The organism is uncultured Bacteroides sp., assembly GCF_905207245.1.
GTDB lineage: Bacteria > Bacteroidota > Bacteroidia > Bacteroidales > Bacteroidaceae > Bacteroides.
The window spans coordinates 47,620-71,673 of the sequence record NZ_CAJLKP010000021.1; the positions used below are offsets into that span (position 1 = coordinate 47,620).

General features: G+C 47.3%; 19 protein-coding genes and 1 pseudogene. 9 read left to right on the plus strand and 11 right to left on the minus strand.

Annotated elements, in window-relative coordinates; translation table 11 throughout:
* Window positions 1-11: 11 nt before the first annotated feature.
* The 5 genes from QZ135_RS08825 to QZ135_RS08845 form a co-directional block, all read right to left on the minus strand.
* Window positions 12-881, minus strand: a complete 870-nt coding sequence (locus QZ135_RS08825; protein ID WP_294608017.1) for an alpha/beta hydrolase — start codon at window positions 879-881, stop codon at window positions 12-14.
* 10 nt (window positions 882-891) lie between these two features.
* Window positions 892-2,883 carry an oligopeptide transporter, OPT family gene (locus QZ135_RS08830; RefSeq protein ID WP_007213898.1) on the minus strand — a complete coding sequence of 664 codons (1,992 nt, stop codon included), beginning with the start codon at window positions 2,881-2,883 and terminating at the stop codon, window positions 892-894.
* 135 nt (window positions 2,884-3,018) lie between these two features.
* Window positions 3,019-3,414 carry a DUF1573 domain-containing protein gene (locus QZ135_RS08835; protein ID WP_009127678.1) on the minus strand — a complete coding sequence of 132 codons (396 nt, stop codon included), beginning with the start codon at window positions 3,412-3,414 and terminating at the stop codon, window positions 3,019-3,021.
* A 256-nt stretch (window positions 3,415-3,670) separates the two neighbouring features.
* Window positions 3,671-4,393 carry a precorrin-2 C(20)-methyltransferase gene (locus QZ135_RS08840; protein WP_294608021.1) on the minus strand — a complete coding sequence of 241 codons (723 nt, stop codon included), beginning with the start codon at window positions 4,391-4,393 and terminating at the stop codon, window positions 3,671-3,673.
* Window positions 4,394-4,411: 18 nt separating this feature from the next.
* Complete coding sequence (locus tag QZ135_RS08845; RefSeq protein WP_294608024.1) at window positions 4,412-4,771, minus strand: lipocalin family protein; 360 nt, start codon at window positions 4,769-4,771, stop codon at window positions 4,412-4,414.
* Window positions 4,772-4,994: 223 nt separating this feature from the next.
* Between QZ135_RS08845 and QZ135_RS08850 the strand changes: the two genes are divergently transcribed.
* The 7 genes from QZ135_RS08850 (at window position 4,995) to QZ135_RS08880 (ending at window position 12,597) form a co-directional block, all read left to right on the plus strand.
* The gene (locus tag QZ135_RS08850) at window positions 4,995-5,843 is read left to right on the plus strand and encodes a helix-turn-helix domain-containing protein (protein ID WP_294608055.1); all 849 of its coding nucleotides are present in this window, start codon (window positions 4,995-4,997) and stop codon (window positions 5,841-5,843) included.
* An 86-nt stretch (window positions 5,844-5,929) separates the two neighbouring features.
* The gene (locus tag QZ135_RS08855) at window positions 5,930-6,520 is read left to right on the plus strand and encodes a DUF417 family protein (RefSeq protein WP_294608027.1); all 591 of its coding nucleotides are present in this window, start codon (window positions 5,930-5,932) and stop codon (window positions 6,518-6,520) included.
* 4 nt (window positions 6,521-6,524) lie between these two features.
* On the plus strand, window positions 6,525-7,880 hold the full coding sequence (locus QZ135_RS08860; RefSeq protein ID WP_294608030.1) for an FAD-dependent oxidoreductase: 1,356 nt from the start codon (window positions 6,525-6,527) through the stop codon (window positions 7,878-7,880).
* A 116-nt stretch (window positions 7,881-7,996) separates the two neighbouring features.
* Entirely contained in the window at window positions 7,997-9,151 is a 1,155-nt protein-coding gene (locus tag QZ135_RS08865; protein WP_294608032.1) for an ABC transporter substrate-binding protein, read from the plus strand.
* Window positions 9,148-10,185 carry an iron ABC transporter permease gene (locus QZ135_RS08870; protein ID WP_294608034.1) on the plus strand — a complete coding sequence of 346 codons (1,038 nt, stop codon included), beginning with the start codon at window positions 9,148-9,150 and terminating at the stop codon, window positions 10,183-10,185. Before QZ135_RS08865 ends, QZ135_RS08870 begins: the two co-directional genes overlap by 4 nt.
* A 25-nt stretch (window positions 10,186-10,210) precedes the next feature.
* A complete protein-coding gene (locus QZ135_RS08875) occupies window positions 10,211-11,224 on the plus strand; it encodes an ABC transporter ATP-binding protein (protein ID WP_294608037.1) in 1,014 nt (337 codons plus the stop codon).
* Window positions 11,221-12,597 carry an MATE family efflux transporter gene (locus QZ135_RS08880; protein WP_294608038.1) on the plus strand — a complete coding sequence of 459 codons (1,377 nt, stop codon included), beginning with the start codon at window positions 11,221-11,223 and terminating at the stop codon, window positions 12,595-12,597. Before QZ135_RS08875 ends, QZ135_RS08880 begins: the two co-directional genes overlap by 4 nt.
* Here QZ135_RS08880 and QZ135_RS08885 read toward each other — a convergent pair.
* From QZ135_RS08885 to cobJ, 6 genes and pseudogenes are all read right to left on the minus strand, one after another.
* Complete coding sequence (locus QZ135_RS08885) at window positions 12,594-13,268, minus strand: porin family protein (protein WP_294608041.1); 675 nt, start codon at window positions 13,266-13,268, stop codon at window positions 12,594-12,596. The genes QZ135_RS08880 and QZ135_RS08885 overlap by 4 nt on opposite strands.
* 178 nt (window positions 13,269-13,446) lie before the next feature.
* On the minus strand, window positions 13,447-14,250 hold the full coding sequence (locus QZ135_RS08890) for an SDR family oxidoreductase (RefSeq protein ID WP_294608043.1): 804 nt from the start codon (window positions 14,248-14,250) through the stop codon (window positions 13,447-13,449).
* Window positions 14,247-16,139 (minus strand): cobalt-precorrin-5B (C(1))-methyltransferase CbiD, encoded by a 1,893-nt coding sequence (gene cbiD, locus QZ135_RS08895; RefSeq protein ID WP_294608045.1) that lies wholly within the window; start codon window positions 16,137-16,139, stop codon window positions 14,247-14,249. Before cbiD ends, QZ135_RS08890 begins: the two co-directional genes overlap by 4 nt.
* A 132-nt stretch (window positions 16,140-16,271) precedes the next feature.
* The gene (cobM, locus tag QZ135_RS08900) at window positions 16,272-18,290 is read right to left on the minus strand and encodes a precorrin-4 C(11)-methyltransferase (protein ID WP_294608048.1); all 2,019 of its coding nucleotides are present in this window, start codon (window positions 18,288-18,290) and stop codon (window positions 16,272-16,274) included.
* On the minus strand, window positions 18,287-19,534 hold the full coding sequence (gene cbiE, locus QZ135_RS08905; protein ID WP_294608058.1) for a precorrin-6y C5,15-methyltransferase (decarboxylating) subunit CbiE: 1,248 nt from the start codon (window positions 19,532-19,534) through the stop codon (window positions 18,287-18,289). The genes cobM and cbiE overlap by 4 nt, the downstream gene beginning before the upstream one ends.
* A gap of 218 nt (window positions 19,535-19,752) precedes the next feature.
* Window positions 19,753-21,196, minus strand: a pseudogene (gene cobJ / locus QZ135_RS08910) (precorrin-3B C(17)-methyltransferase).
* 289 nt (window positions 21,197-21,485) lie between these two features.
* On the opposite strand from cobJ, the gene QZ135_RS08915 reads away from it, so the two are divergent.
* Entirely contained in the window at window positions 21,486-23,267 is a 1,782-nt protein-coding gene (locus QZ135_RS08915) for a helix-turn-helix domain-containing protein (RefSeq protein ID WP_294608050.1), read from the plus strand.
* A gap of 297 nt (window positions 23,268-23,564) precedes the next feature.
* Window positions 23,565-23,876 (plus strand): hypothetical protein, encoded by a 312-nt coding sequence (locus QZ135_RS08920; protein ID WP_294608052.1) that lies wholly within the window; start codon window positions 23,565-23,567, stop codon window positions 23,874-23,876.
* The last annotated feature ends 178 nt before the right edge of the window (window positions 23,877-24,054 follow it).

A 24,054-nucleotide genomic window follows, 5' to 3' on the forward strand; every position in this document is an offset into this window, starting at 1 on the left:
TATAATGATTTTTATTTCTTCTCAAATTTCAATCCGTCACGCAACCACTTTTCCAGTTCTTCCGTCCACTGGCGTTTGTATGTGAAGTTGTCACGGAATCCCCAGCCATGTCCGCCGATGGGATAGATGTGCATGGAGACGGGAACCTTCTGTTGGTTGAGGGCAAGGAAGTAGCCGATGCTATTCATAGGAGGTACGGCTCCATCATCCGCAGAAAGCACAATGAAAGCTTGCGGAGAGCGGGGAGATACACGGCGTTCCAGTGAATAGTCTGCTTCCAGTTCCTTTGTCGGATTATTACCGAGAAGATTCTGGCGGGAACCTCCGTGAGTGATACCCGGTACCATAGAAATAACAGGATAAAGCAGAATTTGGAAATCCGGACGCGTTTCATCGCTACCGTATAGTGTGGAAAGTGACGCTGCCAGATGTCCGCCTGCCGATGCTCCCATAACGCCTACACGTTTCGGATTGATACCCCATTCCTGGGCATGCTGGCGGATAATGCGAATTGCTTGTTCCGCATCAGAGAGAGGAACTTCACGATGACCATTTGGCATACGGTATTTCAGAACCACATAAGTGATCCCCTGTGTGTTGAACCAGGAAGCCATATCATGGCCTTCATGGTTCATGGCCAGGCGGGCATATCCACCGCCCGGGCACATGAGGATAGTCATGCCATTGGGATTTGCGGGGCGATAGACCGTGATTGTAGGATTGACAACGTTGGCCACACGGCCACCATTCAAATCTTCCTGGTCGCCTGTCAGTCCGTTTGTATTAGGAGCCCCGTTAGGCCACAAGGGTATCTCAACGGGCTTCTGAGCAGATAGCAGAGTTGACATAAACAATGCTGTAAAAAATAGGATTACTTTCATATTATATTTCTTATTTTGTTTTCATCGAAGCTTTGATGAAGTAGATAATCAGCAGTGCATAAGCACCCAATGCCAATACTTCGGACCAGGTATTGTTTACCCAGGCGTCATTCACCAGATTGATGCCGCCGAAACGCATTGCTGCACTGACTACTCCCATCAGGGCACCGCCGGCAATGAAACCGGAAGCCAGCAATGTACCTTTTTCACCGCGTTCTGCATTGAGAGCGGCATCCTTGCTGCGGCTTGTTACGTACCAGTTCACAGCGCCACCCACAACGAGAGGAATGTTCAGTTGTAACGGAATAAACATACCCAATGCAAATGCCAATGCAGGAATCTTGAATGCATTCAGTACAATAGCAAGCACTGCACCAATGCCGTAAAGCAACCAGGGAGCACCCACACCATTCATTAACGGTTCGATAACTGCTGCCATTGCGTTAGCTTGCGGAGCAGCCAGTTGTCCGCTGGTAAATCCGTATGTCTTATTCAGGATAATCATTACACCACCTACGGTTGCAGCTGAAACAATTGTTCCGAGGAACTTCCAGGCTTCCTGCTTGGCGGGTGTACTACCTAGCCAGTAACCGATCTTCAAATCGGTAATGAAACCACCTGCCATAGACAGTGCCGTACACACAACACCACCCATTACTAATGCGGCTACCATTCCCTCAGGGCCTTTCAAACCGACAGATACCATCACTACCGATGCCAGAATCAATGTCATCAGCGTCATGCCGGAAACCGGGTTCGTACCTACGATTGCAATAGCATTGGCAGCCACAGTCGTAAACAGGAAAGCGATACCTGCTACCAATAGAATAGCTACCACAGTATGCAGCAAACTGCCTTGCATTACATCAAAGTAGAAGAATAAGAATACCAGCAACAGTGTTATAATAGAACCGATAGCAATAATCTTCATAGAAATATCGCGCTGAGTACGCTTCATGCTAGCTTCTACATTGGATTTTCCACCCATCTCTTTAGCTGCCAGTCCTACGGCACTCTTGATGATGCCCCACGACTTGATGATACCGATGATACCTGCCATAGCGATACCTCCGATACCGATGCTCTTGGCATAATAATTAAAAATTTCTTCGGGAGCCATGCTGCCTACGGTAGCCACAATTGACGGGTTCCACTGGTTCAGCACGCTATCGCCCCAGATCATGGACATTCCCGGAATGATAATCCACCATACAGCCAGTGAGCCGGCACAGATGATAGAGGCATATTTCAGACCTACAATATATCCCAAACCGAGTACGGCCGCACCTGTATTCACTTTGAATACCAGTTTTGCTTTATCAGCCAGCATCTCACCAAAGCCGCATACGCGTGTGGTGAAATTTTCGTTCCACCAGCCGAATGTGGCAACGATGAAGTCATACAGACCTCCGATAATACCTGCCAACAGCAACGGTTTGGCCTGGCTTCCGCCTTTCTCGCCCGATACAAGTACCTGTGTGGTAGCTGTTGCCTCGGGGAAAGGATATTTGCCATGCATATCGCTTACAAAATATTTACGGAACGGAATAAGGAAGAGAATACCCAACACACCTCCCAACAGAGAGCTGATGAATACCTGAGTGAAAGTTACTGTGATTTCTTCCGGATAAGTTTCTTGTAGAATATATAAGGCGGGCAGGGTAAAGATGGCACCTGCCACGATAACGCCGGAGCTGGCGCCGATGGATTGGATAATGACATTTTCGCCTAACGCATTCTTACGTTTGGCTGCGCCTGATACACCCACGGCAATAATTGCAATAGGAATGGCTGCTTCGAACACTTGTCCTACTTTCAACCCCAGATAGGCTGCCGCAGCCGAAAAGAGGATAGCCATAGCGATACCCCATAATACAGACCAAAGGTTAACTTCCGGGTACTTCTTGTCAGGGCTCATCAACGGGTTGTAGACCTCGCCCGGTTTCAGTTCACGGAATGCATTTTCCGGCAGACCGGTCAATTTCTCTTCTTCTTGTTTCATAGTTTCTTAATTGCTTTTATGTTTTATAGTTATTATGTCGTCCATTAATTGATTATTTTATCCAAATCAGCTTCAAAGAAAGCAAAAAAAAAGGAGAATTGAAAAATTCTCCTTTATTCTTATATATAAAGATGCTTATTTCGCATCTTTCGGTGTCATATCTCCTTCTACAAAGAGTCTCATCATTTCAGTTTTAGCATTTGTACGCAAGGTGATGGACTTTTTGAAGTGTCCCGGATATTTACCTGTGCCGTTGTAGGTAATCTTAACGGTTCCGGTTTTACCTGGCAATACGGGTTCCTGGGTATATTCGGGAACTGTACATCCACAGGAAGCTACGGCTTGATGGATTACCAATGGAGCATCGCCCACGTTGGTGAATGTGAATACACAACTTACAACCGGATCGTTTTCAGAAAACGTACCGAAGTCGTGTGAAGTCTTATCAAACTTAATATCAGCTTTCCCCTGTGCTGAAACGTAACCAATGCTCAGAACGAGCATAAACATATACAATGCAAGTTTTTTCATGTCTATTTCTCTTTTTAAGTTTACAATGGGGACAAAGGTAGTGCATTTTCGGAAAATTTGTGTTTATTATGTGCGAAATAGTATTAAATCGGAAATTTAGACCAATACCCGGGGCTGCACCGTACCCGCTCCGTGTCTGGTCCGTATCAAAGCCGTATCTGGTCTAAACGTATAGATACGGAGCTAATACGGAGCTGATACGGCTTTGGTACGGTTCGGGTAATAAGGAGGAAGAGAAACAGAACAAAAACTCCTTTTATTCTTTATGTATGTTTTCTTGTCGGCGAATGATGAGTATTGAAAAATAGGGGAAGGTACGCTCATCAATCAGCGGGACATCATTTAAATATATTTCATTTTCGGTCCCTACGTTTTCAAAATAATGGTAAGCATACTCAGGATGCAGATGAATGCAATGGTGAACTTCATTGGTGCATTGAGAGAGTTTCATGATAACAATGGTGGTTTTTTCCTGCATATACTTCTCAATCTCTTCAGTGGTTATGATGCCGGGAATGACAGTCAGCCGTTCTTCCTGACTGGCTATGTGAAGTCCAGCACAAGCACCTGCTGCAATAAAAGCAGGGATACCGGCAATATGCTGCACGGGGATGCCGTCGGCTTGCAGCCTATCAAAGATATAATGAACGGAAGAGTAGAGGCCGGCATCTCCTTCGGCAACGATACAGACTTTTTTATTCTTTTTATAAAGCTGTGCAGATGCGGCATACACTTTATTATAAGCAGTCAATGCCTGTTCCCGGTTCTTACTCATGGGCAATGCGAAACGGGAGAGAAGTGTATCCGGAATATCCAGTGCGTGCAGTATATCGGCAGCACGTGATAAGGTACGTCCGTTTGTTGTGTGAGTTTCGGGACAGAAGATGCAATCGGCATTTTGCAGGGCTTTCAAGCCTTTCAGGGTGATAAGTTCCGGTTCTCCGGGGCCGAGGGATACGAATATGACGGGGGTGGACATGTTTGTTAGTGATGTAATCTATTTCTTATAGTAAGTTACAGAATCACCATTGGCACTGAGGACCATCTTGTCTCCGGAGATTGTGCCCTGACTTGTATTTTGGTTTTCTTTGATGGTTATTTTATTACCGTCTAAAGAGTAAGTACCTGTGGATTCATCTTTCCCATCTGCTGCATTTATAACTCCATCTCCATTAGTATCATGTTGAAAAATATAGGTGAATGTTGTTTTTTGGAATTTTAATGTGCGTATTTCGTCTTCATCATCAGCAACCCAGGTAGTTCCGTCTAAAGAGTTTGAATCGTTGTCTTCATCACTGCTGCATGCAGAAAATACTGTAGCCATGAGGACCACAAGAATAAATGTAATTTTTTTCATGTTTTTATTATTTAAATGATTATTGATTGTTACTTATTCATTTTTAAGAAGTAACGCTGCAAAGGTACGAAAGTAATTTGAAATATTATTGTAATAATGATTGTATTTGAATAGATAAGAGAAGGTGCTTGAATAAATCATCCCTTTTTCCTTGCATTCCCTGCGAAATGATGTATTTTTGTACTTCAATGTGCGACAAAGAACACTAACTCTTAATTATATGATGGATTATCAATTAAATACTCCCCTGAACGGGAACTTGGCAATGACTTCTTGCTTTCACGAAAATAAATCACTGCAACAAGATACTACCTTATATAAATTTCTTTGGGTGAGGAAGGGTGCTCTGACTGTTGAAATAGACCATATCCCGATGCGGCTGGAACAAGACGAAATCGCCTGTCTTACACCCCTGCATCATATCGAAATAAAATCGGTGGAAGGTGAATACCTCACTTTTCTGTTCAATAGTAATTTCTACTGCATCTTCGGACATGATGACGAAGTATCGTGCAATGGTTTCCTTTTTCACGGTTCCTCCCAAGTGATGCGATTAAAGCTCTCTCAGGAGCAGGCTGCCAATCTGAATGATATTGTCCGTATCTTCCGTCAGGAATCTGCCGTTTGCGATAATCTGCAAGAAGAAATGCTGCGCATCATCCTTAAACGTTTCATCATCACCTGTACCCGCATTGCCCGTGAGAAGTGCGGCGTTACTCCGGAACAGGAGAAAGCTTTCGATATCGTCCGCCGCTTCTATATATTAGTTGACCAGAATTTCCGTGAAAAGAAACAAGTGCAGGATTATGCCGACCTTTTATTCCGTTCTCCCAAGACACTTTCCAATCTGTTTTCTTCCTGCGGAGTCCCTTCCCCTTTGCGCATCATTCACGAACGGGTGGAAGCGGAAGCCAAACGTTTACTGCTCTACACTTCCAAAAGCGCCAAGGAAATCAGTGAACTTCTTGGCTTCGAAGATTTGTCCACATTCAGCCGCTTTTTCAAGAAAATGACGGGCGAAAGTGTGTCGGATTTCCGTAAATCGAACACAACGGGAAATATTGCCAACTGATACGGCAGAATTGCCATTTCACACCCCGACATAAACCCCGATTTTTGCATCAGAAAAACAAAACAATTAATTAATGCAATAATCGTATGAAAACAAAATTACAATCAATGTTCGTGGCGGCCCTTACTTTGGCTGCGTCAACTCAGAAGTTGGGTGTCAATCTTATCCGTGTGGCAATTCTGGTTATTTTCGTTTGGATAGGCGGATTGAAGTTCTGGAATTATGAAGCCGAAGGTATCGTGCCTTTTGTGGCAAACAGCCCTTTTATGAGCTTCTTCTATACGCATAGTGCTCCTGAATATAAGGAATACAAACTGAAAGAAGGTGAATTTGATGCCGTGAAGCATGAGTGGCATAAGGAAAACAATACGTATGGCTTTTCTCATGGGCTGGGCATTCTCATCATGACCATTGGTGTTCTTACTTTTCTGGGCATTTTCTGGCCGAAAGTCGGTTTGGTAGGAGCAGGACTTGCAATTATTATGACTATCGGCACGCTGTCTTTCCTTGTCACCACGCCCGAAGTATGGGTGCCTGATTTGGGCAGTGGCGAGTCCGGTTTCCCGTTATTGACCGGTGCTGGAAGATTAGTTATAAAAGATACAGCCATTTTGGCGGGTGCAATTGTTATATTAGCAGACAGTGCGAAAAGCGTACTGAAACAATTAAAGAAATAGAGATATGAAAAAGTATGATGCTATTATTATCGGCTTCGGGAAGGGAGGAAAGACCCTGGCTGCCGAATTTGCAAAACGCCAGAAGACGGTTGCAGTAGTGGAACGTTCAAACCGTATGTACGGAGGCACTTGTATCAACATCGGCTGTATTCCTACAAAGACGCTGGTGCATCTGGCCAAGGAAACTCCGGTAAAGGCTGCGTGGGAAGAAAAGAAGGAATATTACCGTCAGGCCATCGGTCGTAAGGAAGAGGTTACTTCTTTTCTGCGGAACAAGAACTATCATAATCTGGCCGACAATCCCAATATAACGGTTTATACGGGTGTAGGTGCATTTACAGGCCCCGATGTGGTAGAAGTCAGGACGACGGAAGAAGTGATAGAATTGCAGGCACCGCAAATATTTATAAATACCGGAGCGGAAACCATCATACCTCCCATCGAAGGAATAAAGGATAATCCTCGTGTATACACCAGTACTTCCATTATGGAACTGGAAGAACTTCCTGAACAATTGGTAATTGTAGGCGGAGGGTATATCGGACTGGAATTTGCTTCCATGTATGCTTCTTTCGGTTCAAAGGTGACGGTGCTTGAAGGCTATCCGGAACTGATAGGCCGTGAAGACAGGGACATTGCAGACAGTGTAAAGTCGGTATTGGAGAAGAAAGGCATTGTTTTTCATCTGAATGCACGTGTGCAGTCGGTAGACGGTTCAACGGTGATTTATCAGGATGTTGCGACGAACGAGATTCACCATTTAGAAGGAGATGCCATTTTACTGGCAACAGGTCGTCGTCCGAATACTTCGGGTTTAAATCTGGATGTGGCAGGAGTGAAGGTGGATGAGCGTGGAGCCATTATCGTGGATAAATGGTTGCGGACTACGAATCCCCATATCCGTGCTATCGGTGATGTGAAAGGCGGCTTACAGTTCACTTATATTTCTCTGGATGATTACCGCATTATCCGTGAAGATTTGTTCGGTGCCGGAGAACGCCGCACGGATGATCGTGACCCTGTCAGCTATTCAGTATTTATCGACCCTCCTTTGGCACGTATCGGACTGAGCGAAGCGGAAGCACGTAAGAAAGGATTGGATATTAAAGTAAATACCTTGCCTGTCGGTGCTATTCCGCGTGCACGAACGTTGGGTGAGACGGACGGACTATTCAAGGTGGTGGTAGATGCCCATACCAATAAAATAGTGGGTTGCACCCTGTTCGGTCCGGAAACGAGTGAAATAATCAACATTGTATCAATTGTAATGAAAACAGGACAAGAATATACATTCCTGCGGGATTACATCTTTACACATCCCAGCATGAGCGAAGCGCTGAATGACCTGATGAATTTTTAGACATACTTATATAATAGGTGTTCGGGCACAAATTCGGTTAAATTATTGGACGGGTATTTGCGTATCTCCCTAAAAATGACGAATATTGTGCCCGAATTCTATACACCTTTATAGTGATGAAACGAACTACTGCAATAACTGCCGCTTTTCTTAGTGTCTTATGTGTGGCTTGTGGCCCGAAAAATAAACAAAATTCTACTGATATACAGGCTACTGTAGCTTCTGTTTCGACTACGGATTCAATATATCCGGTTTATGCGGAAGGATTCGAGGTGAAGTATCTTCCTAACCATGTTCGTTTGGTGAATCTTCGCGACCCGCAAAATGAAAACAATAGCACTTTTCATTATGCCCTGGTGCCCCGGGGACTGAAAGCTGAGAACATTCCTTCCGATTATACAGTGATTGAAACACCTGTGCGCAGTGCCATTTGCATGACTTCGCTTCAGCTATCCAATTTCATCAAACTGGAGGCTTGTGATAAGGTGGTCGGTATAACCAGCACCCGTCATCTCTTTAATAAAGAAATGAATGAGCGTTTGAAGTCGGGTAAGACTGCTAAAATCGGTATCGAAGGAAATTTCGATAATGAGATAATCATGAGTGTCAATCCCGATGTCATCTTTATTTCTCCCTTCAAGCGTGGCGGATATGATACGATGCGTGAGATAGGCATTCCGTTGGTTCCTCATCTGGGATATAAGGAAATGACTCCGTTGGGTCAAGCTGAGTGGATTAAGTTCATCGGACTGTTTATCGGGCAGGAGAAAGAGGCGAACGAGAAATTTGCAGCTATCGAGAAGCATTACAATGACCTGAAACAACTGGCTGCCGATGTGAAAAAACGTCCGGTGGTGTTTAGTGGTGAAATACGTGGCGGTAACTGGTATGCGGTAGGAGGGAAGAGCTTCCTGGCACAGTTGTTCCGCGATGCGGGAGCTGACTATTTTTTGAAGGACGATCCCCGTTCCGGTGGCGTTACACTGGATTTTGAAACTGTATACAGCCAGGCGGAAAATGCCGATTACTGGCGCATCGTGAACAGTTACGACGGTACTTTTTCTTATGGCGCCTTGAAATCCCTTGATCCGCGTTATGCTGATTTCCGTGCATTCCGTGACAAGGGTGTCATTTATTGCAATATGCGCGAACAACCTTTCTACGAAAGTATGCCGATGGAGCCGGAAGTAGTACTGGAAGATTTGATTCACGCTTTCCATCCCGATTTATTGCCCGATTACCAACCTAAATACTACGCACGTTTGCAATGAAAAGACCGACGCTGCTCTTGATGCTGGTAATACTGGCATCCATCTTTCTGTTCTTCCTGTTGAACTTGTTGTTAGGGTCGGTCCATATCCCGTTACGTTCCGTCTGGAACATTCTTTGGGGGAGTACGGATGAGTCCATTATCTGGCAGAATATTATTTGGAAATCCCGTGTGCCGCAGGCATTGACGGCATTGGTGGCGGGAGCAGGGCTATCGGTGAGTGGTTTGCAGATGCAAACGGTTTTCCGGAATCCGCTGGCAGGACCGTCAGTATTGGGTATCAGTTCGGGTGCCAGTCTGGGAGTAGCCTGTGTGGTATTGCTATCGGGAGCGATGGGCGGTGTGGCATTGAGTAAGCTCGGATATATGGGAGAAGTGGCGTTGTCCATTGCGGCGATTATCGGGGCACTGTCCGTGATGGCGCTTATCGTATACGTTTCACAGAAAGTAAAGGGAAATGTGACGCTGCTGATTATCGGTGTGATGATTGGTTATGTGGCAAGTGCCATTATCGGCGTATTGAAATATTTCAGTGTGGAGGAAGATATTCGCGCATACGTCATTTGGGGACTGGGTAGCTTTGCCCGTGTGTCGGGTGACCAGATGATACTGTTTGTCTGTATCATGGCGGTCTTGCTACCACTCTCGTTTTTGCTGATAAAGACGATGAATCTGTTGCTGCTGGGCGATGGGTATGCACGGAACTTGGGGCTGAACATTAAGCGGGCACGTCTGTTGGTGATATCCTGTTCAGGTGTACTGGTAGCGATTGTGACGGCATATTGCGGTCCGATTATGTTTATCGGTCTGGCTGTTCCCCATCTTTGCCGAGCAATTTTCCATACATCCGACCATCGGATATTGATGCCTTCCACATTGCTGGTGGGGGCTTCACTGGCATTGATTTGTAACCTTATCGCCCGTATGCCGGGACTTGAGGGAGCTTTGCCTGTGAATTCGGTGACGGCGTTGGTAGGTGCTCCGGTGGTGGCATCCGTGCTTTTCAGAAAGCGAAAAGGAGAGCTGGAAGAGTAGTTTGAATGTTGAAAATAGAAAGGTTTTGAAACAAGAGACTATACATATTGAGAATTTGTGTATCGGCTATCCCGGTAAAGGAGATGTGAAAGTCGTGGCAAGGGACATTTGTGCTGGCATCAACAGCGGAGAACTGACTTGCCTGCTGGGTGCAAATGGCGTAGGGAAATCTACATTGCTGCGCACCCTTTCCGCTTTTCAGCCGAGGCTATCCGGTGAAATTTGTATTGAGGGAAAAGATATCAGTTCTTATACGGACAAGCAGCTATCAAAAGTAATCAGCGTGGTTCTGACCGAAAAGTGCGATATCCGCAATATGTCTGTGGTAGAGCTTGTCGGCTTGGGGCGCAGTCCGTATACTGGTTTTTGGGGAACACTTTCCAAAGAAGACAAGGCAGTGGTGGATCATGCCATCGAATTGGTCGGAATTTCTCATTTGACCCACCGCATGGTGCATACGCTGAGCGACGGTGAACGGCAAAAAGTGATGATTGCCAAAGCTCTTGCTCAGGAAACCCCGGTTATTTATCTGGATGAGCCGACCGCTTTTCTCGATTTTCCAAGCAAGGTGGAGATGATGCAGTTGCTTCATCTGCTGAGCCGTCAGACGGATAAGACCATCTTTCTTTCTACTCACGACCTGGAACTTGCCTTGCAGATTGCCGATAAAATCTGGCTGATGGACAAGGTGAACGGGGTTACCATCGGCACCCCCGAAGACCTTTCGCTGAACGGAAGCCTCAGTTGCTTTTTTGCCCGTAAGGGCATTGTATTCGATCTGGAGACGGGATTGTTTCGTGTGAATAATGAATATACTTCCCAAGTTCGGCTCATCGGACATGGGCAGAAATATGCCATGGTGCGGAAAGCCCTGCAAAGAAATGGTATTCTGGCAAACCGAAACGTCAAGTCGGACGTTTATATAGAAACAGGAGATTTGAAAGGTAACGGCACCTTTGTGCTTCATCCGGCAGACGGGGAAGCTATTACCATGCGGACCATCGATGAACTGCTTGCAGAGATTGTGAAAATTCTATGAGACATTCGGCAAAAGATAATTATGTCTATCTGACCACAGCCCCGGTGCCCCGTCTGATAGTATCGTTGGCGGTGCCCACGATTATCAGTATGTTGGTTACGTCGTTCTATAACATGGCGGACACGTACTTTGTGGGGAAAATCAATACCCAGTCCACGGCGGCTGTAGGGATTGTGTTCTCTGTCATGTCCATCATTCAGGCGGTGGGGTTCTTCTTCGGACATGGTTCGGGAAACTACATTTCGCGGAAGCTGGGTGCGCAGGAGACTGAGAATGCCGAAAAGATGGCGGCAACAGGCTTCTTCTGGGCATTGTTTATGGGAATCGTCCTGGCGGTAACCGGACTGATATTTCTTACTCCGCTCTCGTTGGCATTAGGGTCTACGCCTACCATATTACCTTATACGGAGAAGTATCTGGGCATTATCCTGCTGGGCGCTCCGTTTATGACTGCTTCTCTTGTGATGAACAATCAAATCCGTTTCCAGGGAAATGCGGCGTATGCGATGGTAGGAATCGTATCGGGTGCGGTGATTAATGTGATATTGGACCCTATTCTGATTTTTGTCTTCGATATGGGGATATCGGGTGCTGCATTGGCTACGGTCATCAGTCAGATCTGCAGTTTCTCTCTGCTGCTGTATATGGGCAGCAAGGGAGGAAATATCCGTATCCGTTTCAAGAATTTCACGCCCTCACTGGCTTTTATAAAAGAGATTATCGGCGGAGGCACACCTTCGCTTGCTCGCCAGGGGTTGGCAAGTGTGGCAACTATCTTGCTGAATGTGGCTGCCGGAACTTATGGAGATGCTGCCATTGCGGGTATGTCTATTGTCACTCGCATTGCCATGTTCATCAATGCTTTCCTGATAGGCTTCGGGCAAGGTTTCCAGCCAGTGTGCGGTTTCAATTATGGGGCGGGACTTTATGGACGCGTACGCCAGGGCTTCTGGTTTTGCGTGAAGGTAGGTTCTGTATTCTTACTGGTGTGTGCGGTGGCAGGTATGGGGTTTGCCGAAGAGATTGTTTCCGTATTCCGTAAGGGAGACCCCGATGTGATTGCGGTGGGGGCTGCTGCATTGCGCTGGCAGTTTATTACTTTCCCTCTGGGGGCCTGGATTGTGGTCAGCAACATGATGTTGCAAACCATCCGTAAGCCTGTCAAGGCTACCATTCTTTCGTCTGCCCGTCAGGGACTATTTTTTATTCCGTTGATTTTTATTTTGCCTTACTATCTGGGTTTGCAGGGAGTGGAGATGTGCCAAGCCGCCGCAGACCTTCTTACTTTCTTGCTCGCCATTCCACTGACAGGCAGTGTACTGAATGAAATGAAGCGGAAACAGGTAGAGCAAATGCAGCCTTCCGGAAATTAGAACCTATATCCCACAGTAAAAAAAGAAGAGAGGTTTTTGGGAGAGAATTTTTCAACGCCGGAGTTCTGTAACAGATTATCCAACTGGTCGTTTACTTTAATCATCCCCAATTGGAGCTCCGCTCCGAAAATGAATTTGTGATACTCAAAGTTAAGGGCGAACATGAGTCCGGCATCAAAGCGTTTGTTACCCATATTGTCGTCTATCATGTTGCCGAAAGTATCTAAACGGAATTTATAATTTCCTCCATGGTGGCTACTGCTATAATCGTATTGTTGTATTTCGCCCGACGTTTTGCCGCCTACGCCATAAGCGATGTACGGACCGGCACTCAGTGAGGCACTGTAATCTTTACTGAGGTTGAGGCGGGCGGCCATCATCACAGGCAGTTGAATGTACATCTCATTCATGTTTGCTTTACCTACAGACTCTATGTCTTCACGGGCACCTATCGATACAAAGTTCAGTGAGGGCTGGAATACCCATGTACGGTTGACTTCATAGTTCATACCAATACCTACTTTGTAGGCGATGCGTGTATCACTTTCTACATTTTCTCCATAGAAGTTGGAGGTACCGACTCCGGCTTTTACCTGGAAGGAGATAGGGGATTGGGCGCTTGCTCCCAATGCTATGATTGCAAAGAAAATAGTGAGAATAGTCTGTTTCATTATTTGAACCTTGTAAGGGGTTGATGTTTATTTGCTCGCAAAGATATAAATTATATGATTACATACAATTCCTGCTGGGGGAATATTATAAGTTACGAGCTACGAGCTACAAGCTACGAGTGGCTGCGCTATATCCGAAAGGCACTTGTAGCTTTGTAGCTTGTAGCTCTGTAACTAACTAATAGAATTTCCTGATCAGCCAATCTACCAGACTAAACGGCAGCATAGGCTTGATGCGTGCAAAGAATACTTGTTCCCATGGACCGACCTTTGTGCGGAAAGCAGGGCGGCGGCTATTTACCAGTTTGCAGATTGCTTTGCCTAACTTTTCTGGTCGGCAACCATTATTTTCAGATTGCTCTACGTTTCGCATGGCTTTTGCAAAACTCTCCCCATATTGCGCATGGGAGAGGGAAGTCTGACATACTTGCCGCTGCGCTGTGAAACCTGTTTGGAAATCTCCCGGTTCGACTATGCAAACTTGTATACCCAGTGGCTTAACTTCTTGATAAAGCGCTTCACTATACCCTTCAATCGCAAACTTGGATGCACTGTAAAAAGCCTGGAAGGGAACGGCAAGGACGCCTGCAATGGAACTGATATTTATGATTCGTCCGTGTCCGGCTTCACGCATGAAAGGCAGTACTGCTGCACACATACGGACGGCACCCGTGAAATTCGTATTCATCTGGCGCTGTATCTCTTCCTCGGTAGTGAGTTCGATAGCTCCGCTGATGCCCATCCCGGCATTGTTGACAAGTACATCGATGCTGCCTTGTTCTTCCAGAATTGTAGATATGGCGTTGGATACCGATGCGGGATCAGTAATATCCAATTGCAACATTTTGAAGCCGGGGTTATCGGATAATGCTTTCCGGCTGGAGCCATAAACGATATGTCCTTGTGCAGCCAATTGCGTAGCAATGACTCTTCCAAAACCGGAAGAAGCACCGGTGACAAGAATTATTTGAGGATGTTTCATATTATTTTCCCTTCTTCACTAATGAGTAGAATCGTCAGTTCTCCTTCAGGTAACAACGGGTCACAATATTGATGGCATAGTTCGAGCAAACGGGAGCAAAAGGCTTGCAAGTCTTCGGCAGAGAGCAATGTCCATAACTCACGGGCTAAAGTTATCTTTTCGATAACTGCAAGTGTTTCTCCACCGCATCCGGCAGAAAGAGCCACTTCCCGTAGGAAATCCTTATTCATTGTCACCTGTTTGCTGTGCGTATCCAGATTGCCTTCTGCCAGCTTCACGGCTTTTCCTATCATGATACCCAAAGTCACCGCTTTGATTTCCAAATCTGCGGCAATCTTTATCGTATCTCCAATGAAGTTTCCGTAATGAATAAATGCCTGTACAGGCAGTTCGGGATAATACCCTCGGACATACTTTTCACTCTTTGCACCGGAATTAAGGACGATGCGCGGGCTTCCTGTTGCTCGACCTACTTCCATAGATTTGCGGATGGAATCTATAAATGCTTCGGAAGAAAAAGGTTTCACGATACCCGAAGTTCCGATGATGGAAATGCCGCCTTCTATGCCCAGACGGGGATTAAAAGTCCGCCGGGCTATCTCTTCGCCACCCGGCACGGAAATAGTGACAACAAAAGGATTGGGTTGTTTAGGAACTTTCAGTTGCTTGAGGAATAGCCTTACATTGTTCTCAATCATCTTGCGTGGGGTGTTGTTGATGGCGGGACTGCCTACTTCGAGTCCCAAGCCGGGCATGGTGACGATGCCTACACCTTCGCCACCGGAGACAATGATCGTATAGTCATCTATCGGTGTGTCTCCGGGTTCCGGGTCGTCCATGCGAAAGGGTACGGCAACGTTGGCTCTGATTTCTATACCGTTGGTGATGTCGGGGTCGTCGCCGGCATCTTTGATGACGGAGGCTTCAGCGTCGGCCATCCAATTGCCATTCAGGGAGCCGGCGTTGGGCCAGGATTTTTGTTTTTCGACGGGGACGTATATGGTTTCGCCATTGGGGAGGAGGACGGGAAAGACTACGGGGCGCGGACGCCGTTCGAGATTGAAAAGATCCCAGGTGGCGGCCACGGCAGCAGCGGTGGCACAAGTTCCGGTGCTGAGTCCGCTACGCAGGGGGTAGAAGTCGGGCAATATATTTTCTACCATCCGGCGCAGACCATGTTCGCCGTCTACGGGGATGAAACTTTCGGGTGTGTCCGGGCGGCGAATGGCGAAGATACGGATGCCTTCTGCAAGGGCCGCTTCCACTTTTTCTTTGAAGCCTCCGGAGAGTCCGCTTTCTTTTATCAGTATGGCTTCGGGGCGCAACTTCTGAATCAGGATGCGTTCATCTTCACCTGCATGGTAGTAATACAGTTTTTTCTCGGGAAAGCCTTCGAGTTCAGCCAGGCGGCGGGAGCTTTCACGATCGAGGATACGGAAGTAGCAACAGGCGCTTTCCTGCCAGAGAGGCTTTAGTTTGGCGATGCTTTGTACACCTGTCAGTGCCAGGAGGGTGAATATCTCTTCTTGCTTGATTTGCCGGATGGCATCTTCAAAATCATCGCACCATGTGATGTGTTCTTCGTCACGTGGCGGATAAATACGTTCGAATCGGATGACATACAGATCCAGAGTATCGGCTACTTTCTCTACGGTTTGGTGCAGTTGTTCGGCAAAGGGGTGGGCGGCGTCTACCAATAATTGAATGTTATGTTCCCGGCAACAGCGCTCCATCTCCTTTTCATCCATGGCATCTTGCAGGCGGATACCGTGGTGCATAGTTACTTCCTGCTCGTCTCCTTTGGTAGAGTAGTAGAATGGTTTTCCGGCTTCTTCAAGGGTACGGGCGGCGATGCGTCCTTCGGTGGTTCCGCCTAATATTAGAATCATAATTTGAAGTTTTAGTTATATATGTAGTTAACAAGGGAACAAGTTGACGAGGGGACAAGGCCATGCGGAATGATTGTGGCAAATATAGCGCAGCCCCTTGTCCCCTTGTCTCCTCGTCAACTGATTGTTCATTTACTTGCGGAAGAGATGTTTGAACTCATGGGCGTAGAGCCGTGAAAGCCCTTCGCGGTTGTCGATGGCTTCGCCTACGACAATCATGGTGGTGAGCGTCAGGTTGTTCTCTTTCACAATCTTAGCAAGGTCCTTCAACTCTCCGCGATAGATGCACTCGTCCTTCCAGGTAAGGTGGTAGCAAACGGCAACAGGAGTGGTTTCGGGATATTCCTGCAAGAGCTCTTCCTGCACCTGTTCGGCAATGCCGGCACTGAGGAAGATACACATGGTGCTTTGCGAGCGTGCCAGCAGGTGGAGTTGTTCGCGTTCCGGCATGGGGGTGCGTCCTTCGCCGCGGGTAAGGATGATGCTCTGCACTTTCTCAGGAATGGTAAACTGAGATTTCAGCGCAGCGGCAGCAGCCTGGAAAGAAGAAATGCCCGGGGTGATGTGATAACTCATGTGGTGCTGGTCGAAATAGTTCATCTGTTCCTGAATGGCACCGTAGATGCAGGGATCGCCCGTATGCAGGCGGACTATGAATTTGCCTTCATCATAGAACTTCTTCATCAGCGCAAACTGTTCTTCCAAGTCCATAGAAGCCGAACTGCGTACCGTAGCACCCGGTTTGGCACACAGTGTCAGTTCGCGGGGGACGAGACTGCCAGCGTAGAGGATAAGATCTGCCTTCTCCAGCATTTGCCTTCCACGCACGGAGATAAGGTCGGGATTACCCGGACCGGCGCCGACGATTTCGATGTGCCCTTGACGCAGGTATCCGTTCTCGATGGCAATGGCGAAGGTGGATTTGTTGCTGAGGCCTTTGAATTTCTCGGCATATAGCACACCGTGATGCGATGAGAGTATGGCTGCTGCTTCGCATACACTGGGCGTGCCCATGTACTTTTGTACGGTGGTGCTGGGATTGGGAACTTCTACCTGGCTCAGCTCTTCGGCCGTATAGAAGCGGACGTCGACCAGTTTCTGCAATTTTTTTATCACTTCTACGTTGCGTTTCACATCGATGGTGGCTACTTCTTTGATGGCTTGCCCGCAGATGTTTTTACCGGGTGCGCCTACAACGAGATTGACGAATAGTTCTTCGAATTCGGGGGGATCGAGTGCGAGCCCGAGGCCGACATGCAATATTTTAGGAATATACTGTATGTTGGCTATTGCGGGGTCGAAGAACATAAAGGGACTGACGATAATCAGCAGTTTGTACTGGCTGAGATCCATGTCGCTGCGATGGTAATAGACGTCGACGTGTTGGGGTCGGGTACGTTCCAGGTAGTCAGTACCTTCATCGCGGATTTCGAGTAACAGGGCGGTACGGTATTTGTTGACGAAGAGGTTAATGATGACGTTGAATTCCTTGGTTCTCTCGTTGTAATTGGTACCGTCCCTCATTTGAAGTATGATACTGTTATCATCCTCAATTTCATCCTCATCTTCATCGTACTCTTCATCCTCGTCCTCGTCGTACTCTTCATCCTCATCTTCGCCGTACTCTTCTTCTTCATTGTAATCTTCCTCTTCATCGCTTTCTTCTTCTTCGTCGAGGATTTCTATATTTTCATAGTATGCGTTCGACATACCTACCAAGACTTCCCAACCGAACTCTTGTCCGAGGGTGTCAAGAGCCCATAATCCGCTATTGTCGCTCAAGGTACTGATGACGGGATTCGCCCCTAAGATGTGGGCGACATCTTGGGTGATTTTATTGGCTTGCCCGATGTGACCGGACAATACGGATATGGCATTGCGCCCCATGCTATCCACGCAGATCACGGCCGGGTCGGTGTGTTTATCTTTTACATGGGGGGCAATGGTGCGGACACAAATGCCCATGGCACAAATGAAGATGAATGCATCATATTCGTCAAAATTCTCTTCTATGAAATCGGAAAGGGATGAGATATAAGTGCAATCGGGAAAATGTTCGAGTGTGAATATTTCAGAGTCGTTCATTTCTTGGTGCAGTGTCTCGGCCAGGGCGAGGCTGTTGCCTGTTACTAAAAGAATAGCTGTTTTCATATCGTTGCTTTCATTATTTCTATAGGGTTAAAATCGTTGATGATGATACGCAGGGAGGAATGTAAGGTCATTCCTGCGGCATGAACTCCTTGACGAAATAGCTCCTTACTACTTTCGGACACGGAGTTGAAGACGATGCAACCGCCGGGCTGCAATACTTCTTTCAGGCGTACCAGTATATCTTCTAATTTTCCGCCGTGCCCGCCGATAAAGACAGCGTCGGGGCGGGGGAGAGGTTCCAGATCAGTTTGCAGGAAATCTCCGATTAAGGCTGTGATTCCCGGCGCTCCGAAACGGCGGGAGTTGATGCGCATCAGTTCTTCTCCTTCGGGACGTATCTCGAACGAAACGACCGTAAGATGCGGGAATTGCAGACGGGCTTCGATGGAGACGGAACCTGTGCAAAAACCGATGTCCCAAAAGACACGGCGGCGATTCAGTTCTAATGCCTGCAAGGTAAGGAGGCGGATCGGAGCTTTGGTAATCATGCGGGCACGTCCGTCCAAATGAGCAAATTGTTCGTCAGGAAGACCGAAGGGGCGGGGCTGTTCAGTTATAGGGAGGAGAACTTCCTTGCTATGGGTGTCGTAGCAGAGCAACAAATTATTCGGATGCTCAAATATCTCTTTTTCAGCTTCTTCAAGACTCATCCGGCGAATGCGTTCGCGTTCGGGATTACCGAGGTGTTCGCCTACGTACATGGTGTAGGAGTTGTATCCATATTCCAACATTCGCGCGGCGATAGTGGCAGGAGTGTGCTCCCGATCTGTCAGTACGCCTATTTTGTGGGCACGTTCTATGAGTGCTTTGTCCAGTTCCTGCCACGGGCGTCCTGTCAGGGAGACGGTACGCATATCGTCGTAGGGCATCACCAGTCTGTGCGCTAATGTTTGCAGGGAATTGAAAGCCGGGTAGAGGCGTATTTTTGCATCGGGCAGTTTTCGTTTTACCGTATTGGCGAAGCCGAAAAACAGGGGATCTCCGGATGCAAATACGACAATCGATGCATCGGAAGCCTTCTTCTCAAAGTCTGCAAAAATGTTTTCGTATTGGGCAAAGACGTTGTCCAGTGGAATTGTTATGGAAATCCACTCCGCACCTTCCGGAAGTAACTTCTCTACAATTTCCCGATGCCGCAAGCCACCGGAGAAAACTTTTCCTTCCCGGATGTGCCGCAGCACTTCGGGCGGGAAGAAAGGTTCCCGGTTGTCATCCATGCCTATAATAATAAAGTTTCGTATCATCATTATTGAATTTATAAGTTACGAGCTACAAGCTATAAGTTACGAGCTACAAGCTACGAGCTACGAGTACCTTTCGGTGTGATAGCGAATATAGCGCAGCAACTTGTAGCTTGTAGCTTGTAGCTCGTAACTCGTCACTACCCTTCGGTATGATAGCGAGTATAGCGCAGCAACTTGTCACCCGTAGCTTGTAGCTTGTAACTAACGGGCTCCGCCCGTTAAACATCCCGTCCCGGCCTTAACTGTTCCGCATCATTGTAGCACAAGATTGCATTCACCAGCGTTGCAGCCAAATTACTTCCTCCTTTTCGTCCCTCCACTATCAGTTTGGGTATTTCCATGAACGGCTTCACCATGTGCTTGGATTCCTGTACATGTACAAAGCCCACAGGTGCGGCAATAATACCGCTTGGTGCAGCTTTCCCTTTACGTACCAGATCACAAAGCTCCATCAACGCCGTTGGTGCATTACCGAATACGAACAAGGCATCCGGATGTTCCTCCACCGCCAGACGTATACCGGCTTGTGTACGGGTGATCCCTTTTTCCGCTGCCATTGCCGCTACCCGTTCATCGGAAAGATAACATTTCACTTCTACCCCCAGCCGTTGTAAAGCTCCTTTGCGGATACCAACGTCAGTCTCTTTCCGGGTACCCACGGGCAGCCTCCGTCACATCCGTAACAATCGTTTTCAACCGGCCGTCCGCTATTTTCTGATAAAGCTTTTCCACAGCACCTTTGTCCGTATACAGCAGCCTTTCCATTTCAAAATCAGCCGTGGTGTGGATGGCGTGCAGCAAAGCCCATTTATGATCCAGAGGAATATTCTTATTCTTTAGTTCCGACTCAATGGTCCGGAAACTTTGTATCATGATGTCTTGACCTATCCCTTTAGTTGGTTGTTCATCCTTATCCGGACGGTTATAATATCCCCGGGGAGTAATGAACTTGCCGTTCCACGCATAAGACTGCGAGTTACCGATCAGGATGACCGTAAACATATCCACTTCTTCGGGATTGAAATCAGCGAGTGTCGTCAGATGCACTTCCTGTTCCTCCCGTCCGGCTTGGCGTACATAACCTACCGGAGTCTCCGGAGCGCGTCCTTCTGCAAGAAACAGCTCTTTCAATCGATAGAGTTGCCAATATCGCCCTTCGCTTTTCGGATTGTATACAGCCGTTACGAAATCAGCCATGGCTGCCGCACGGATGCGACGCTCGATCCGTTCCCACGGTGTCATCAGATCGGAAAGGGAAATCACACAGAAATCATGCCCCACAGGAGCACCCAGCAGTGAAGCCGCTTTCTGAAAAGCACTGATACCCGGCAAGGCAATCACTTCGATGTTGCTGTTCCGTTCCCGCTTCATCTCGTAAATCAGCGGAGTCATTCCATAAATCCCCGCGTCGCCAGAACTGATGACGCAAACCGTTTTTCCCTGTTCCGCCAATTCAAATGCCTGTTCCGCACGAGTGCGTTCCCGCTTCATGCCCGTATCTATACATTCTGTTTCAGGGTGGAGATAAGGCTGGATAAAACGGAAATAATATTTATATCCCACTACTACATCTGCTTCGCGAACCGCATTCAGAACTGCAGGGGTGATGTCTTGTTCGCTGCCCGGACCGATGCCGGCAACTATTATCTTTGGCTGTTTCATATCGCTTTTATTTCTATCATGCAAAGATACATTCTATTCTCTAAACTTCAGGTATAAAAGGCTGTAAAAAGGGCTACACCCTTTACCTGGAATGGTGTAGCCATCCGGGGCAAAAGGTGTAGCCATAAGAGGGAAAGGGTGTAGCTATTTCAGCAACGCTTATTTTTTAGGAATTACTGTGTATTTCTCTGCCAGCTCATAAATTCCTTGTGTAAATCATTTGTCAATTCATAAATTTCACTACTTTTGTCAACTATAAATTTCAAACCCACGTCAACGTACTACTATTATGAAATACAAAGCCGGTCTGATAGCTATCTTATGGGGAAGCCTTTTAAGTCTTGCCTCGCCTCTTTCAGCACAAAACAGCCTGCAACGTCAAAAAGACTCTTTGCGGCAAGTGATTGAACATTCCGAAGGAATTGACAAACTGAGGTCGTACAACAGATTGTACTATCTATATATGTCGGAAATTGCCGATGACCAAAAGATGGACACCTTGCTGATGCTGCTCAAGCAGGTTGAGGCCGAAGCCATAAAGCAAGGAAATGCACAAATGCAGGGTATGGTGTATGGAAATGCCATCATAGCTCACATAAACAGAAGCGAGCACGACAAGGTGATAGAGAAAGCGCCCGCCTATCTGGACTTCTACATAGAGAACGGACTGTGGAGGTTCTATTATCAGATACACATGCAGCTCATAACTGCCTACAACCTGAAGGGAGAATACGAACTGGCGGTTGAAGAAGCGGAGAAGATGTATGCTCGTGCCAAAGAGCGCAAGGACAAGGCGGGCATGGCAACCGCACTGTATGCCACGGGCATCGTATACAATTCGCAAGACAGATGGAAAGAAGAAGAAAAGTGCTTCAGAGAGTGCATCGGCTTGTTGTGGGAAGTTTCGGGCTACGACAATATCCTGACGCAATCCTATGCGTTTCTATGTACGGTTTTGCGTGCCCAGAACCGGTATGACGACCTGCTGCAACTGGTGCCCGAATACGAGAATGCCATTGCCCGTTTTGAGAAAGCTGCGGGCAGAGCCCAACCCGAAGCCAGAGGCAACCTCTACATAGCGTTGATGAATACCTATATAGATATACGCGAATATGACAAGGCAGAACCCTACCTCGCTAAGATAGAAGGCCTCATCAATAACGACATATCCCGCTTTGAATTGCTGCGGGCAAGGGCGCTGATATTGCGGGCGCGCGGAGACTACGGCAAGGCGCTTGCCGCTGTGGACAGTGCCATGACCCGGACGCCGGAGGCTGATTTCAACCGGAACTCGCTCCGGAGGATAAAGATGCAGATACTTGCCCGGATGGGGCGTTACCGGGAGGCAGACGGTCTGTTGGACGAAATCATCGCTACGAATGATACGCTGAAAAACGTGGAGGTCAACGCCCGGTTCGACGAACTTCGCATCCAGTATGAAGTGGAAAAACACATTGCCGAGAAAGAGCGCAATTTCCACTACCTCCTTTTTGCTCTTGCCATTTGCCTGATTTTCGCTTTGCTCCTGGCAGGCACATTCTATTATAACCGGATGATTGCCCTCAAAAACCGCAAGTTGTACGAGCGAATCAAGGAACAAGACCGGCTGGCAGACGAGCTGTCGCGGTTGGCGGGCACCCGCCGATTGAAAACCTCACCGGAAGCCTCACCGGATGAGTCCGGCAAAACGGGCGGGGCCACGGATGGACTTGCACCTTGCAGCGAACAGCAGAATCTGGTTGCCCGATTGCAGGAGTATCTGCTCTCCGGCGATAATCTGTCGGACACCGACATCAGCCGCGATAATATTATCTCCGCACTTGGCACCAATAAAAACGCATTGACAGATGCCGTTAAGGCCGTCACAGGGAAATCGCCCATGGAGTATATGCGCACACTGAGGGTAGAGGAGGCGCGACGCAAGCTCGACAGTCATCCCGAACTTACGATTGAGGCGATAGCTTTCAGTTGCGGCTTCAACATACCAAGCACGTTCTATCGTCTGTTCCGGAAGCAATATGGCATCAGTCCTACGGAGTACCGGAAGATGGCGAAGTCTCAGGAAAAATAAGAAGCACTACTTTCTTCACTACTCAAAACAAGACGTTTCAAAAGTAACCAATCCCATTCTTTCAGGCACAGATTGCGCGGGTTTCTACGGATTAAAGTAAAGAATTATCTGTAGAACCCGCGTGGTCCGTGCCTGAACTTTATCTTATCTACCGCTGAATTTTCTTCTCATTCAGCCTCTTTTTTGTGCCCAAAAGCCCGGAATGTGGCAGAAAATGACAAAACGCCACAAACTTGGGACAAAATGCAATACTTTCCGGCGTGCATGTGCCTATCTTGCGCAATAAAAAACAACGTTATGGATGACTACATTTTTCTTATCGTTTTAGGGATTCCCTTTTGCTCGTTGGCTATAGTGACATTCGTATTTCTGCATTGCCGGAAAGTGGAACAGAAATGCAAGCGCTACATAGCAAAGGGCATACACGAACAAGATTGCCTGGCCCGCCAACTGGAGCGGACACGCATAGAAAAGGAAATGATGGAAAAGGTGATTAAGACGGAACTGTCCGAAGCCGTCAAAACCTCCATCGACGAAAAAAAGAGTGACGACGGTGCGGCTGCCCCTAAGGAACACGCATCGCGGATTGAGATTACCTATTATATATAATGTACCTATTAATAAATGAGCTTATGAAACAATTACACAAAACTCTGTTGATTCTTTCCCCCGGGTTGGTTGCTGCGGCGATACTGCTTGCAGGTTGCGACAAGAAAGACCCCAGTTACAACACCTCGCATCCGGACCACGGCACGGTTACGCTGACCACCGACTGGAGCGGCATCGG